Below are 16,151 nucleotides of genomic sequence, written 5' to 3'. Positions count from 1 at the left end.
GAATTAAAAATATAACAATGGTTTCAAGTGAATGGATAATAGATAATCTCAAAGAATACATTTCAGAAAATGATGTGAACCTCAGACACGGTTGGATTCAGATTAAGATGGATCGTATCATTTATGCCACTAATGAAGAATTTCGTGAAAAGGCAATGGATGAAATTGAATCAATCATCTCAAAGCCCTATTTCATCTCAGTTAGTACATTAGACGCTTTGGAAATAACTGAAGATGAATTTTGGAGCAGGGCAGTCCGATACACAGATGTACTTCAAATTTTGAGAAATATTCGTTCAGAATACAAATTGCCCAAATCATTCCCAATTCCTAATTCCCAATTCCTAATTCCTAATTCCTAATTCCCAATTCCTAATTCCTAATTCCTAATTCCCAATTCCTAATTCCCAATTCCTAATTCCCAATTCCTAATTCCCAATTCCTAATTCCTAATTCCCAATTCCCAATTCCTAATTCCCAATTCCTAATTCCTAATTCCTAATTCCTAATTCCTAATTGAATATGATAATATTAGACGACTTAGATAAAAAAGCATTAGACCACTTTAGGGGCTTTGTTGTAAAGAAAGACCTCGTGGGTATCATCAAAGGTGGTGCAAATGTTCCAGCCTTTGTGTTGGAGTATTTATTGGCCAATACGTGCAGCACCGAAGATGAAGAAAAGCTGAAAGAAGGAATGGAAAATGTAAAAACCATACTTCGCAACCACTACATCAACCCCGAAGAAAGCACTTTGATACAGTCAAAGCTCAGGGAGAAAGGTCGCTACAAAATCATTGATAAAATTTCAGTGGAATTAGACCCACAAAGAGACCGCTATTGGGCGAATATCAGCAACAGCAATATCAAGAAAGCCAACATCAGCGATGATTTGGTAAAAAGTCACGAGAAATTGCTTTTAGGTGGTATTTGGGCAATCATAGAGATGGAATACGATCCTATGATAACAGTTGGCAATACGGTTTATCCATTTTTGGTTAGAGATATCAAGCCCATACAGCTATCCACATTTGATAACACCAAAATATCAGAAAAGCGTAAAGAGTTTAGTAAGGATGAATGGAAAAAATTGTTGCTCAGAAGTGCAGGTTATGAGCCATACAGCGAAGGATTAGACGATAGAAAACTAACCCTGTTGATGTGCCGCTTAATTCCATTGGTAGAAGCCAATTTCAATATGGTAGAGTTGGGTCCTCGTTCATCAGGTAAATCTTATATCTACAAAGAAATAACCCCTTATGCTATACTTATATCAGGTGGTCAAGGTTCAGTAGCTCAATTATTTGTAAACAACACCACAGGCAGAGTAGGTGCAGTGGGCTTATGGGATGCCATTTGCTTTGATGAAAGTACCGATAAATTGTTCAAAGACCGTGATGCCATTCCATTGATGAAAGACTATATGGAATCAGGTTCATTCTCCAGAGCCAAAGGCGGTGAAATATCAGGTTCAGCGTCTGTAATCCTTAATGGCAACATCAATCAACCGGTTGAAACCGTTTTGCAGACATCACATTTGTTCAGTCCGCTATCAGATGAAGTTAATCACGACACCGCATTTTTAGACCGAATCAATTTGTTTTTACCGGGTTGGGAAATCACAAAATTCAGCCCATCAAACTTCACCAAGCATTTTGGTTTCAGTACCGATTTCTTTTCAGAAATCTTAAAGTCGCAAAGGAAAACAACTTTCTATGATGCTCTCGATAAGTATTTCTCCTTAGGTTCACATTTAAAGCAACGGGATTCTAAATCAGTAAGGCGAATTGTTTCGGGCTTCATTAAACTACTCCACCCAGATGGTGAGTACACCAAAGAAGATATTAGAGAATATTTGGTGATTGCAATGGAAATGCGAAGAAGGGTAAAAGAGCAGTTAAAACGAATTGGTGGTATGGAGTTTTGGGATACCAATTTTTCATACATTGATAAAGAAACACAGGAAGAAATCTTTGTTGGTCTGCAAGAAGAAAAAGGCTCATCATTAATTGAATCCAACCCTTTATCACCAGGAGTGTGTTACACAGCCACAAGCGATGGCGATAGAAATGCATTAGTTAAAATTGAAGTGGTAGCTTTGAAAGGTTCAGGAAAAATGAATGTAACGGGAACAAGCAGTCAGGAAGTTAAAGAAAACATCAAGAACACATACAACTACCTAAGAGCTAACGAAAGAAGCATTCTAAACGAGCAGCACTCCTTATCAGGTTACGACATAAATATCCAAATCAGCAATCTATTGGGAGCATATATAAGCGGTGGAATAGGAAGTGCAGTTTATATTGCTATCATTTCAGCTATCTACAAAAAGAACCTCAAACCCGGACTTGCAGTTTTGGGTAATCTCTCCATTGGCGGTGCAGTAGAAAGAGCATTGAATTTCGCAGATAAAGTAACCATGCTTTCAGAAAACGGAGCTAAAACAGTATTAGTACCAATGGAAAACCTATCCGAAATCAGCACCCTTCCAACATTAATACTTGGAAAAACAGATGTGCCTTTTTATGGCAATAGTCAAACGTTGTTACAGAAATCGGTATTAGGGGAGTAAAATTTGAAGCATGACAAAGAAAAAACATTTAAGATTACTAAGTGATAAGCAACTTGAAGAAGTTAGTCAAGTATTAGGCAAGGATTGCCGTTAAATGATATTTTGAAAAAGTAAAGTAGTTTGCTGTAAGTAGATATTCCAAGTCCTGCAACATTATTAAAAGTTAATGTCAGTTCGTTAAAGTCGTTGGTTGTCGGATTTGACTTTTCTCTTAATGTCTGCAAGGCGTTTTCAATTGTATCTATGTGTTTGAGAATATTTACAAAATGATTTCCACGCATTCCTGCTGTGTAGCTCCAATAAATTGTATTGATAATTGCTTCTCTTGGTTCGTTTCTTTCAAAGATGTCTTGACGGCTTATTGTTAAAGTTTTGTTGCCGCCAAACAATTTGTCATGAGATTTTTTAGCCCCTGAATTTCACTCTCAGCTTTTGTCCAATTCGTTCGTTTTGTTGTAAAACTTTGTTGTCTTACAGAAAGGCTTGAGATTAATATTTTGTAACTGTCAATATTCACTCGTTTCGCCTTTTAAGCTGACCGATAACAACCGCATAAGTACAACTCAACCTTTATCAATTCCATACTTGGGTTTATTTCCGCCTTATCCGCAAGTTGGTCAACTCCCGAAAACAATGAACTGCAATCTTTGCAGGAGCAAACTTTGGTTTAACCATTCTTATAAACAAGGCCAAGAATAAGACAGACAAAGTTAAATATTCGATATTAAATATCCAAACTATCTAATGGGTTTTTTGTTTAGTTTAGTCCTTTGACCGGCTCCTTATTGTCGCGGTCAATGAACAAGAGCAGTAAGGGCAAAGCCCCGTGCGGAAGGCGGTAGATGACTTCAAACAGCCACAGGTCTAAAGAATACAGCGGAATATTTGAATTGTAGTTGGCTACGATGCGCGCCAGTGCCGTGATAAAGCCCCATCCGGCTGCATAAACTAATAGAGGGGTTTTTATGTATGGCAAAAAAATTCCAACCGCTACGGCAATATCCAATACTCCGGCTACAAAAAGAAAGTGTTTTGTGGTGATCTCCGACCATCCAAAAGTATTGACCATCATTTGCTGAAAAAATCCGGGCACGGGGTAATAGCCAATCGCAAACAAACCATGTCCGAGAAAAGTCAGGGCAACCGCTATTTTTATTGCCGTTTTTATCTGAGCAAAGCCGACTTCCGAACGATAGACCGATGCATACAACAACCAGGGGCAGGCAACTTGTGCGGAATATTCTAAGAGTTCGCCCATTAAGAAACTTTTTTCTTTCCAATACATCAATGCCAAAACAAACAGCATGATACCGCCAACCGGTAAAACAATACGGGGCAGGCGGCGAAACGGGGCGGCAATTAAACTACAAACGGCTGCCAAAACAAAAAAAACACCGGCAACCTTTATGCCGGAAACAATGAAAGCATCTGAATTTGAAACGTAATATTGCCAGGATCGGCCAAATGTCTTAAACAAGGGCGACAACAAGGATTCGCTCCACAAAAAAGCTCTGTAAGGTGCATCCCAGCGAAGGTGTTGCCAGGCTCTGCCTGAAAAAACACAGAAGCAGAGAATTTTAAGCCATAAAATCCGGTTCTGCTTCATGCCGTCAGGAAGTTAAGTTTTTAGCTTAAAAGTCCAGTCCCATCGAAAAATACCACTGAGCCGGGGTTCTTGCACCACTGTCTAAACCCCATGCCACATCTAACCGCGTAAAATAGCCCAATAGTTTGGTTCGAACCCCCAAACCATAACCGGCAACAACGGGATTTCGGAAATATTTGACCACCGCCTCAACCGGAGGAGTTCCGATTGTAACCACACTGTACTGGTTGTCTTCGTCAAAAGGTGAAATTCCCTCCCAGGCAGTTCCGGCATCGGCAAAGGCAATGATTTGAAAATTTCGCAACAGTTCAGAACGTATAGGGGCAGGAGATAGGTAGGAAATTACCGGAATCCGCAATTCGCTGTTCAACACCAGATAGCTGGTTCCGTTTCTGATATTTTGTTTAAACCCCCGCATATTGGTCGCCAGCCCCTTAAAAGCATATCCCGCTTCGAGGTCAACGGGAGTATTGCTGTCAAACTGTTTTTCGGGATTAAAAATCATCCAGTTTTCAACGCCTCCCAGATAATAAACCATCTTTTTGGTGCCGAAAGACATGGCAGAAGCCACCCGGTTTGCCCAAACAATTTGTTTGTGAACCCGCGTATAATGCCTTGCATCAGCACCTACTATTCCCATCCATCCGGTATCCTTAAATTTGAACGACACATCGCGGTCGCTGATATTTCCCTCAAATGCTTTGTGAACTTCTGCATATACTTTATATCTGGTTCCGTTCAGGATATTCATCGCTACGTCGAGGGTGTTGTCAAACACATATTCGGTTTTGGCATACAGCCAGTTTTCATAAATATCGGGAAGCAACAAAGAGATTCGGTCTGAAGCGAGAAACACGATTCTGTCATGTCGCAAACCGATATGACCGCGCAAACTTGTGTTGATATCAAAAGGATAGCTCAGCGAATATTGCAGAATATTGGTGATGTTTTTGGCAGTAACGGTAAACTCCGGCGTATCGGGAATATTGTTGATGGTGTAGTTGTTTTTGATAGCCTTACGGTAGCCAAAAATCTTTTTATCTAACCTTTTGCGCAAAGCACGGTATTCTAAAAAATATTCTGAACCACCCAAACCGAGCGGAATACGAAAACCACCGATGATTTTATTGTCTTCCATCAGGTCGGTAATTCCGAGTTTGAACAAACCGCCAAGGTCGGGCATACTAAACGTAACCGGCGATAGGCTAAAGTTTTCGTAGGGTGTATAAATAATGGTATTGTCCAATTGGGTGGCAATCTGGTCAATATAAAACTGGGTGAAATACTGCCGGATTGCGGTACGTCTGAAAACAGGCTGAGGCTCGGTTTGCTCCGTTGTTTTACCCGTAATGGCAGGTACGGTTGCAGGCGCAGGTTTTAAAGTTTCTGCGGGTTTTTCAGAAACCGTTTCTTTGGTATTGTAATAGTCAAATTCGCTCTGAAAAAAGTAATTTTCGATATCTATGGTATCGGAAGGGATGGGTTTAACCACAGGCTCCTGCACCTCCATTTTTGTGGGTTGTTGTTGCTGACTATTGTCGGGAATCGCTTTTATTGCTTCCGTTACGCTGATAGGTGGAGTTTGTTTGACTAAGGCTTCTTTTTGCTCTTTATTTTTAATGCGTGCCTTTTCGCGGTTTTCGAGTTGCAGGCGGTAAGGGGTGTTCGAAAGCGGAACTTTTGCTTTTCCGGCCTCTGCGGACAATGGTTTTTTATAAAGCTGATATTGGCCCTGATCAAAAAACAACTGCACCTGCTCTCCGCTTTTTACGGCAACATCTGTTTCAAGATTGCTTTGGCTGAAATTGCTGACAGGAAACGACACCGAAATCGTTTTATATACTTCGGTTTTGATAATGGTATCAATCAGCCCTATGTTGAAGAGAGAATCCAAAGGATAGGAAGGGTTCAGAACGGTGGAGTCTTTAAAGAATACTTTGGAGTCTGTCCGAAGATAGATACTGTCGAAATAGGCAACATACTGGTTTTTAATGCCGTTCATGTCGCTAAGGAAGGTAAAATGGGTGCTGTCGTATTGAATGGGCAACCACTCGTTGTCGAAAGGGGTATCGGTAACCCGCACAAGGGTCTTTAGGGTATCGGTTTCGCGATCGGGGGTTTTCAGGTCGTAAAAATAGACATCAAAATTGCGCAGGGGCAAAATGGTGTCCATTTTTTCTGTTTTTAAAGTGTCGTTATTGCGGTTGGAAATAAACAAAAGCCCTTCTTTGTCCCGAAGCTTTATGTAGGAGGGCTGAAGGTCTGAGTAAAAATCGTCTGTAATTTTAGTAACCTTGGTATTGGGGATATAATACATAAATATATCCGGCTGGCCATTTTGAACGGCCGAAAACACCATTTTGTTGGGGTCGTTGGTAAAAGCAATACCGGTTACCTGCTGAAACTTGGTGATGTCGTTGGTAAACGTCTGTGTCTTTTCGGTTGGGTTGTAGAGCAAAAACTTGATTTGGTCGCGCCGTTCAAATACAACAGCAAGTTGCTCGCTTTTTTGGTCCCAGGCCAACAAGGGGTACCGGTCGTTAAAGGCGAGGCTATGCGATTTAAACCCGTTGCGGAGGATAACCTGTTTTTTGTTTTCCTGCGTATCGAACAGGTAAACGAGATGTTTTCCGATTTCACTCGTGGTATAGGCGATATACCTTCCGTTGGGGCTTACTTTAACCTCATCCAACATCACATTTCTGCGCTGCAGTTTTTTACTTGTTTTCAGAATAGCTTCATCGGGGTTTTGGGAGATGCGGCTGTTTTTTTCGGCTAAAAACTGGGTTCGGTAATAGTCATTAAATTCCTGAATAGTACCTTTGACCGTATTGCCCAATACAAATAAAAATCCGCTTTCCACGCTCCGGTTAATCCGTGTCAGATATAACAGGTTTGGAATTGCGGTGGGGCCATTCACCTGAGAGATATAATACCACAACGCATGACCGGCAAAAGTGGCATTTTCACCGGTCAACAAGTCGAACCGTTCAAACTCATTGTTTAACATGCCTCTTCGAAGGCGGTTGTCCAATTCTGTATCCCAATCCCGTCCTATATAAGCAACCAACCCGTTTACATACCAATCTGGCAGATTTAGCAGCACTGCATTTTGCAAAATCTCCTGAATCGTAGAGCCAAAAACCATCTTTTGTACCAATACCCTTGCTATCCCTTCCCGGATTTTTCGCTCGAGATTTTTAAAATTTCCGTCAAAATGGATAAATATCTTGTTCCCGATAATTTTGGTAACTCCCCCTGTGTTGTTTTGCTCAATTCCCAACCCGATATTGGACTGTTTCAGGTCCGACAGGTTGTGGTACAACATGATTTCTATTTTGGTATTGGCAGGATATTCTAACCGGCTTTCTATTTCACCAATGCTCTGTTCGGCATATTGCACGGTAAATTTGGCGATGTCGTGCCCCCCCTGATAAAAATAGGTCATAAAATTGGACGACTCGTAGTATGACCATATAAAGTCGTGATATTGCACGCGATTTTTACCAAAATCGGTGTAAAATCCCTGCGCCCGGCTTTCAGAAAAACGAAGTATGCCCGTCAGCATCAGAAAAAAAACTAAAATCAGGCGGTGGTACATGACAATTTGGTTAGGGTTATTCGACAGAATTGTTGTTGTCCAACGTAAATAACGATTTAAACGGCAAAATAGATGTGGAAGGTACTACAAATCCTTTTTTTCAACAAAATATTTTGACCTCAAACAGACACAATTAGCTGAAAAAAGGACTTTTAGAGGAAGCCGAACTTCGTATTTACTGTTTAAAGCTTTTGCCGGCAACTATTTTATACCCGAAAGCATAGAAAATACCGATTAACAAACCCCTCCTGAAAATCTGCTGTTATAAAAATTTTCACCCTACATTGTCCGCCTGTCTTTTTCACCTTCTTCTAAAAAAACTCAACCATCCCATCAAAAACAGGGGAGGTTGCATCAAAAATCGGGGACATCTCTCCCTGTTTTACTCAACCGCCCCTGAAATATCACAAAAAACCGGATAAAAAAGGTTTCAATTTTAAGCCTTTAAATTGAGATTTTAAGGAAGGAAATTATAATTTTAGAGAGGAAAATTGCAATTAAAATGTTGGAAATGTCAATTTTAAAGAGGGAAAAGTCAATTTAAAGGAAGGAAATTATAATTTTAAAGAGGAAAATTGCAATTTAAAACCTTCAGATTGCAATTTAAAACCTTAAAATTGCAATTGAAACGAGGAAAATTGACTTTTTAACGAAGAAAAAAGCAATTAAAATCCTTAAAATGTCAATTTTATCCTTTAGAATTGACATTTTTTCCGGTGGTCAGGTCGTTTTTTTGTTATAGATATGGTTTTGATTTCTGTCAAAACCTCGGTTGTTGTGTTTGAGAAATTTGAGATTGTTTGGATTTTCAAGATCAAAAGTCGGCAGCTAATTTGAACACATGGTTTTATTGGTAAGGGCTGCACTAAGTTTTATATGGCGGGGTGTAAATAAAAAAAGCGGCAACCCCGGTGATGACACAAGGTTGCCGCTTTTATTTTTACGGCAGTATGGTTTGTTTACCCGATGAGCGGGGTTAATCGTTGATGAGCCGGATAGTTGTTGATGCACCAATCCAGCATCCGATATTATAAGTTTCGCCGTTTTTATATCCTCTCATAAAACCTTCGCTGATTTTAGGAAAATATTGGCGGTATTTATTGATAGATTGATTGGCTTCGTTGGTAAAGTCGGGGTCTATGTCTTTGGCTCGTTCCCACATATCGGCAGCAGCCCAGGCAACCACCTGACTATCCCAACCGGTACCGGGTCCGCAGAGTTTTCCGCTCGAAGCGTACAAATCGCCGATAAACATGTAGGGTTTACCCCATCCGGGGCGGAGTTCGGCGGCTAATTTGGCATATTTTCGGGCTTGCGATGCGGTTGAACTGCTGAGGCTTCCTCCTTTTCTGCGCTCTAATTGGGCCATTAAAAGATACAAAGATGCCTTTTTCGACCCGTTGGGTTCGAGGTTAATGGCTTCCTGCACATATTTTTGAGCAGTACTGTTTTCGCTTTTGTCGGCATACATCTGGGCAATGATTTTAGCCCGTTGGGAGGTGGGTTCCAGTTTGTAGAGTTTTAACAGGACATCCTGATACAGGGCATCGCTTTTGCAGTTTGAGCGACTCAGCCTGCTGTAAAGGTTTTGCACCAAATTCAAATCATCGGGGTTGGCTTTGAACTGTGCTTCATAGGTATTTTTTATGTCTGCACAGGATGCCGGTGAAGTTGTCGTGGTGGTAGTGGTCGTTGTTTGAAGTTTGGTTGCAATGACATCAATCAGTTCCTGCACCTGTTTGTACAAATCTGCTTCGTTGGGGTTGTTGGCAACATTGTAATCAATGATGTCTGAAACTTTGTTGTACTGTTCCAGCATTTGTTCGCGGGTAATTTGCTTTTGGTTGTATTTGTTCAACCAGATATTGAAATAAGGAATGAGCACAAAATATCCGGTTTCCTCCTGCTGAATATTGACGGCCGTATTGATTAGGTCGGCATATTCCTGAGTTGCCCAGGGGCGAAGTTCTTTCAGTTTAACGGCTTTCCAGGAGGCGACATCCCCCTCTTCTCCAAAATACTGTATTCTTTTGTCATAGACCATCATCATGGTATCAATATAGGCCTGTTTAGTGAGGGAGTCTGTTGCCTGATTGGCGTAATATTCATACATCGTAACCCCGTTCAGATAGGTTGTTTTGCGGGCTGCCGGAGCATTTTCATAAATATAGCGCCAATAAAGGATGGCATCGTCATACATTTTGTGTTTAAAAAATTCGTAGTAAAGTGAAAAATTCTTTTTCGCTTCAATACTGTCAGTCCCCCATTTTCCGGCATCGGTATTCATTTGAGCGTCTTTGTTCAGTTCAACAACCGGGGTGTCTTGTTTGACAGGGGGATTTTGAACCGTTACTTCTACGGTGGTTTGCTGCACTTCTTTAGTGGCTTTGGTTCCGCAGGATGCGAGGTATATGGTGATACCAAGAATAATCGAAGTATAATACAAGGAATGTGAGCGCATAATTGTGTTTTTTGGGATATATGTTTAAAAATGTTTTTTGAGGTAAACAGCAGTAACGGATATATTTGTGATATATATCAGACGCAAAAATCTATCTCAGGTAAATCAACCGGTATAATGCACCTGCAAATCAATGCCGGTAAGGTTAAAAACAAAATAGCGAATGAAAGGGTCAGTTGTATTTAAAAAGGGTTGTGATTAATTGGCGGTTTTAGCCGGAGTTTTGGGTTTAAACACGGCATCATCGGTCAGTTTTACCGTTCCCGTGATTTTTAAAAGCCGGTACCGGCTGAAATCCTGTTCGGCTTCGAATCCGTTGGCAAAGATACTTTCTGTATCTGTGGTAACTTTGACAAATTTGTCGGAAGTAATTTTTTTTGTTTTTTCGTTCCAGACCAGTTCTTCGGTTTCCAGCCGTTCGTTTTTGGTGGCGTTGTTCCAAACCACGTTGGTTCTGAGCAAAGTTTCCTGTTTATGCTCGTATTTCACCCCATATTCGGCAGACAAAGTGCTGCTTACTTTGAGGCTGTCGTTAAAAAAAGTAACCGACAATCCGTCCGTAAATTCGATATAGGGTTCCGAAGTTTTATAGCGGTATAAAACGGGGGCGGTCAATTCAACTTTTACTTTTCCGGCATCGCTATACAGCAACCTGACATTTTTAATGGTTTCTGCGGCAGTTTCAAATTTATTGCTGAATTGATTGACTTCGTTCAACTGATTTTCGCAGGACGAAAACAGTAAACTTAAACCCAATAGAAAGCAAAAAACAAATCTGTTCGCCATATTCCGGTTCAGTAGATGTTGACAATAAAAAGAATAAAGGGAGTTAGTTGGCAGGAAAGGCAATTTGATTACAGATTTAAAAAATCTTAAAACAGGCAGGTTGGTTGATTTAGGGCAGAACAGGAGGGTTATTTGAGTAAAATTTCAACTTCGGTTTCCCAGTCTTCTTTGATGATGATATTGGCTTTGGTGGTAAAAATGGTTTCGGGCTGTATTTGTTGGGCATAGTTTCCGGTGTCCCATTTGCCGTTCAGGTTTTCGTCCCATACAACCACGATTTTGTATTCACCGGGTTTTAGCAAAGGAACAGACATCGTGTTTTCATTCACCGCGATTTCTCTTAACAGCTTATAGGATTTGTCAAACAGTTTTAATATATATCGAAGATTGGGGTCATATTCCTTGAAATTGAGGAGCAGTGTGCCGTAAGTATCCGGATTATACACTGCAAAGGAAATGGTGATTTCTTCGTTGGTTTCGTCAAAATAGTCGGTCAATGTGCTGTCGGGAATTACCAATTTGTACTTTTTTTCGGGCTTCCAGTCGTAGTCAATGCTCAACTTTCGATAGTTGGAAACCGAAATAAATTTAGAGACATTGATTTTTAAGCTGTCTTCAAACACTTCAATTTTAGAGGTATCTAATTGAACGATGGGGTGATTAAATTTCAACCATAGGTCAGATTGATAGTTGATTGAAGAAACTCCTCTGCCCCCCTTGGCATTGGATATATATCTGACCGGCTGAAGGGTCATTTCGCGAATGGTTCTTCGGAACAGCACCGTATCAATCAAGGTTGTATCATTAAAAAGCAGGAAGCTCACCGGAGAAAATTCAGGAATATCTTTGTACCAAACATGCACGGTGTCTTTAGTTTCGGCAAATTCAACGATGTATTTAGCGGAAGCGAGCAAAGTGTCGGAAGTTTCAAACCGTAGCGAATCGACCGGTTTTGAAAAATCCACTTCAATATGTCCGTATTCTTTGTTTTTGCGTTCCATGATTTTGACCTTATCTAACCCTTCGTTGAACAGGCGCAACACAGGGCTGACCAAAACGGAATCGTAAGGTTGGATGGCAACAGGGTGAAAAGCAATTGACTCATTTGGCAGGTCAAAAAAGTAGCTGGCGTTTTTATCGGTCAGCGCAAACAGGTAATAGGGTTGAGCAGCAAGATTGCTCAGTCTGAACAGTCCGTTTTCGTTGGTTCGGCTGATTTGTGCCGGTGGGGTTGTGGTAAACAAGCTGTCTTCGTCCTGATTATAAACCAAAACCAACGCATCTTTAACCGGTTCGCCATTGTCGGCATTCACCACAGTTCCACTGATATATAGGGAATCGATTTGGTTGCCGGTTGAAAAGGCGTATTCAAAATTAGACAAAACGTTTCCCTCCGAAAGGTCTTTGATGCTGCTTCCAAAGTTGATGGTATAAGTGGTACTGTCGTTCAACTCCTGTTTAAACTTAACAATCAATGTTTTACCCCGCAATTTTATATCGGGGCGGTTTTTCATATAGGGCGATATAAAAATCTCGGTTTGCGGATTGTTGAGCGTTACAAACTCGTTCAGTTTCAGTTCGATGGTTTTGCTGTTAAAATTAACACTCCGGTTTTCGGGGGTCAGTTTAAGCACAACAGGGGGCGATTCATCTTTTGGCCCACCGGAAGGAGAAACGCGGTTGGCACATCCCAAATCGAACAAACAGGCGGCAAGAAACAAATAAAAGATAACTGCCCTGAACGGAGTTGAAAAAAAATGATCCGGCTGTGCCTTAAATAATTGATGCCGGCAAAAAGCCGCAATAAGACCGCAGTTTCGGTAAAAACTTGATAGAAAGCGCATCAGACAGTTTCAGGAATGAAAGAGAACCTTCGTTTGGATTTCAACTTGCAAAAGTAAATACTTTAATGGTAATTGGCTAACGTGGCCGAAGGCGGAGATATTATTTATTTTCAGATTTAGCTTCGTTCCTGACGATCTGTTTTCCCGGCTGTTTATTGGGTAAGTTGTTAAAAAACTGAATTTTAGACAATATAGACTTCATCATTCGTCTGATCCGTCATTATCTCAAAAGATAGTGGTTTGAACAACCAATTTCGTTAGCATCAGACGATAAAAAAGGGATAAGTTCGGCACTTAACACTGTAAAAATTGCAGATAAAACTTCCTGTTTTAATTCTGAATTAAACAGTTTGGATTTTTCACCATCACTGTTTCCAATTTAATTAGCAAGCACAGATGATATAAATAAGGCATTCATCTTGCTGTTTTTACCCTTTTTTAGGTCTGATTTGACAGTTTTTAGGGCAAAAACCCTAATTTGCAAAATAATTTGGCTTTTTTGCAAAAAAAGTTTGCAAAAAGTTGCACAAATAAAAACAATGATTGTATCTTTGCTACCGTAGTTAGCATTGCAGTTCAGATAGTCAAATTGGAAAGCTAACGCATTGAAGTAGGAGTGCAGGGTAAGCGTGTTTTAAAAAGTACGCTTACCCTTTTTTGACCAACTTCTCAAAGCTAATAGTCAAAAATTTTTTCATCATAAACTTAACGATTGCCGAAACGAAAAACTAAAAAAATTATTAGTGAACTTTAACTCAAGATGAGCCATGACACAGTTACCCATCCAAATTTTGAAACCATTCAAACTCAGTAATCAATCCATTTATTGGTTAATTGGGATCATTTTGCTAACCAATATCATTACGTTTGTTTTGATTAAGTCAAGCAAAAATTTGTTTTCTGCTTCTTTATTTCAAACATCCTCAGAATCGGAATCCGAATTTTACCTCATCGAAGAAGCAAAACCATACATAGAAGATGTCAATAAATTTGAACGCTCGGTGAAGAAAATCGCTAAAAACCTGAACGTTCCGCCGGAGTGGTTAATGGCATTAATGTATTCAGAATCGAAATTTGATGCTGCTGCCATCAATAAAAAAAGTGGCGCTATCGGGTTAATTCAATGGAAACCTTCCGAAATCAATAGAATGGATATCACCGTTGAGCAATTGCTCAACCTGAGTCATGAAGACCAACTGAAGCTGATTGAAAAATACTATAAATGGGTGAAAAATCACAGCAAACCCATAGATAACCTGACAAGTTTTTATCTCGGTGCCTTTTATCCGGATGCCTTAGGAGAAGAATACTGTTATGCCATTTACCGGCAGGGTGAAACCGGGTATAAACATTATGCCCCGTTAGATGCCAATAAGGACGGTCAGATTACGGTAAAAGAAATTGATGAGCGATTAAAACGATTATTTCCGACTGCTTATATGATAGAGCAAACTGAGCCTGAAAGTGTTTGGGCAAGGTTAGGTTTTTGAACTTTGTAATTTAAACTGATTCATTTTAGACATTGCATTAGGTTTTTAGGGTTAAACAGAACCTACCCTCGCAATAACCTTGCGAGGGTTTTTTTATTCTAAAAATGCCTTCAGTTGATGTTGGATAAAGTGAATGCTGCGATGGATGTCCTGATGCAGCAATCTGTCGGAATCTATAAAAGGAACAAATTGCCGGTATTGGGTTAAAACCTGTTCAATGGTGATTGAACTCGTTAGTGTTGAGTTTGATTTTATTGTTTTTCGAAGGGTTAAAGCCTGAGTTGCAGTCAGTAATTCGATGGCAAGGATTTTGGTCAGGTTTTGTACAATCCGGTAACATTTGGTGGCAGCATTAGCACCCATACTGACATGATCTTCCTGTCCGTTGGAGGAGGTTATGGAGTCAATAGAGGCAGGGGTACATAATTGTTTGTTTTGACTGACTATGGAAGCTGCCGTATATTGGGGTATCATCAAACCGGAATGAAGACCGGAGTTTTGAATCAAAAAAGGAGGAAGATTTCTTTGTCCGTTCAACAGGGTGAAAGTGCGTCTTTCCGAAATGCTGCCTAATTCGGACAAGGCAATTGCAAGGTAGTCCAAGCCCAAAGCCATAGGCTGACCGTGAAAATTTCCACCCGACAAAATCAGGTCTTCTTGTTCAAACAACAAAGGATTGTCTGTAACGGCGTTGATTTCCCGGCTAACTAAGTCATTAACATGAGCAATGGCATCTAAAGAAGCCCCATGAACCTGAGGAACACACCGGAAAGAGTAGGGGTCTTGCACATGCTCTTTAGGTTGACTGCCTATTTGGCTGCCTTCCAAAAACGCTGAAATTCGCTGAGCAGAAGTCCTTTGTCCAACCTGTTGTCTGATTTCGTGGATTAAAGGATTCAAGGGGGAATAATGCGCATCATAAGCATCATAAGAAATAGCCGCTACCAAATCCGCACATTTTGCTAAATAGTTGGCCTGTTCGACACACCAGACTGCATAGGCTGACATGAATTGGGTGCCATTGATGAGCGCCAGTCCCTCTTTTGACTGAAGTATAAGCGGCTCCAGCCCGAATTTTTTCAAAACTTCTGCTGCGGGTTGTTTGATTCCTTCAAAATAAACTTCTCCCATCCCGATCAGCGGTAAAGAAAGGTGGGATAAGGGCGCTAAATCGCCGGAGGCCCCCAAAGAACCTTGTTCGTAAACAACAGGATGAATTTGAAGATTAAAAAAATCGGTCAGCCGCTGAACGGTTTCCAACCGCACACCTGAATGACCGTAAGACAAGGACTGAATTTTGAGCAAAAGCATCAGCCTGACAATCTCCGGAGGAGCCTCATGTCCTGCACCACAAGCATGGGACATGATCAGGTTTTTTTGTAGAGCAAGCAAATCTGCCGGTGAAATTTCTACATTATATAAGGCACCGAAACCGGTGTTGATGCCATAAAAGCGCTGTTGATTTCCGTTCAGTTTATGGTCTAAGTATTGCCTGCAAGAACGGATAGATTGCTCAACTTCACGGCTTAAGTTGATTTGAGAAGTTGGTGAAACAGCAAGAAGATAAGCGGTTTCTGTATCAAACCAACCTTTTGAAATAGTATGGTGCATTTGAATTTAAGTACTGATTTGCAGTTGTAAAATGGTCTGAATTTGCGTCGCAAAGGTACATCAGTTTTGATGGAACAGGTAAAATTTAGCAAGATTGAACCCTCACTTGTTCAAATGCCGCACCTTTACCTAACTTTGTACCTTTGAAAAGCGTTATGCTTTTATAAATTTCCATTTTTGG

General features: G+C 40.5%; 10 protein-coding genes. 3 read left to right on the top strand and 7 right to left on the bottom strand.

What is annotated here, in order from left to right:
- Positions 1–17 precede the first annotated feature (17 nt).
- Both IPM47_05380 and brxL read left to right on the top strand, forming a co-directional pair.
- Positions 18–362 carry a hypothetical protein gene (locus IPM47_05380; protein ID QQS30382.1) on the top strand — a complete coding sequence of 115 codons (345 nt, stop codon included), beginning with the start codon at positions 18–20 and terminating at the stop codon, positions 360–362.
- A 160-nt stretch (positions 363–522) separates the two neighbouring features.
- Positions 523–2,571 carry a protease Lon-related BREX system protein BrxL gene (gene brxL / locus IPM47_05375; GenBank protein QQS30381.1) on the top strand — a complete coding sequence of 683 codons (2,049 nt, stop codon included), beginning with the start codon at positions 523–525 and terminating at the stop codon, positions 2,569–2,571.
- Between the two features lie 62 nt (positions 2,572–2,633).
- Here brxL and IPM47_05370 read toward each other — a convergent pair whose 3' ends face one another.
- The 6 genes from IPM47_05370 to IPM47_05345 all read right to left on the bottom strand — a co-directional run bounded on the left by IPM47_05370 (position 2,634) and on the right by IPM47_05345 (position 12,869).
- Positions 2,634–2,960: a hypothetical protein gene (locus tag IPM47_05370; GenBank protein QQS30380.1), complete on the bottom strand. Its 327-nt coding sequence runs from the start codon at positions 2,958–2,960 to the stop codon at positions 2,634–2,636.
- Between the two features lie 368 nt (positions 2,961–3,328).
- Complete coding sequence (locus IPM47_05365; GenBank protein QQS30379.1) at positions 3,329–4,177, bottom strand: hypothetical protein; 849 nt, start codon at positions 4,175–4,177, stop codon at positions 3,329–3,331.
- A 25-nt stretch (positions 4,178–4,202) separates the two neighbouring features.
- Complete coding sequence (locus IPM47_05360; GenBank protein QQS30378.1) at positions 4,203–7,778, bottom strand: hypothetical protein; 3,576 nt, start codon at positions 7,776–7,778, stop codon at positions 4,203–4,205.
- A 976-nt stretch (positions 7,779–8,754) separates the two neighbouring features.
- Positions 8,755–10,239 (bottom strand): hypothetical protein, encoded by a 1,485-nt coding sequence (locus IPM47_05355; protein ID QQS30377.1) that lies wholly within the window; start codon positions 10,237–10,239, stop codon positions 8,755–8,757.
- 198 nt (positions 10,240–10,437) lie between these two features.
- A complete protein-coding gene (gene lptC, locus IPM47_05350) occupies positions 10,438–11,025 on the bottom strand; it encodes an LPS export ABC transporter periplasmic protein LptC (GenBank protein QQS30376.1) in 588 nt (195 codons plus the stop codon).
- A gap of 128 nt (positions 11,026–11,153) precedes the next feature.
- Entirely contained in the window at positions 11,154–12,869 is a 1,716-nt protein-coding gene (locus IPM47_05345; GenBank protein ID QQS30375.1) for an Ig-like domain-containing protein, read from the bottom strand.
- Positions 12,870–13,636: 767 nt separating this feature from the next.
- Between IPM47_05345 and IPM47_05340 the strand changes: the two genes are divergently transcribed.
- Positions 13,637–14,359, top strand: a complete 723-nt coding sequence (locus IPM47_05340) for a transglycosylase SLT domain-containing protein (protein ID QQS30374.1) — start codon at positions 13,637–13,639, stop codon at positions 14,357–14,359.
- 93 nt (positions 14,360–14,452) lie between these two features.
- Here IPM47_05340 and hutH read toward each other — a convergent pair whose 3' ends face one another.
- Positions 14,453–15,970, bottom strand: a complete 1,518-nt coding sequence (hutH, locus tag IPM47_05335) for a histidine ammonia-lyase (GenBank protein ID QQS30373.1) — start codon at positions 15,968–15,970, stop codon at positions 14,453–14,455.
- Positions 15,971–16,151: the final 181 nt, after the last annotated feature.

The organism is Sphingobacteriales bacterium (assembly GCA_016700115.1).
In the GTDB taxonomy this organism is placed as follows: domain Bacteria; phylum Bacteroidota; class Bacteroidia; order Chitinophagales; family UBA2359; genus UBA2359.
This window is presented reverse-complemented; position numbering and strand designations above follow the sequence as displayed.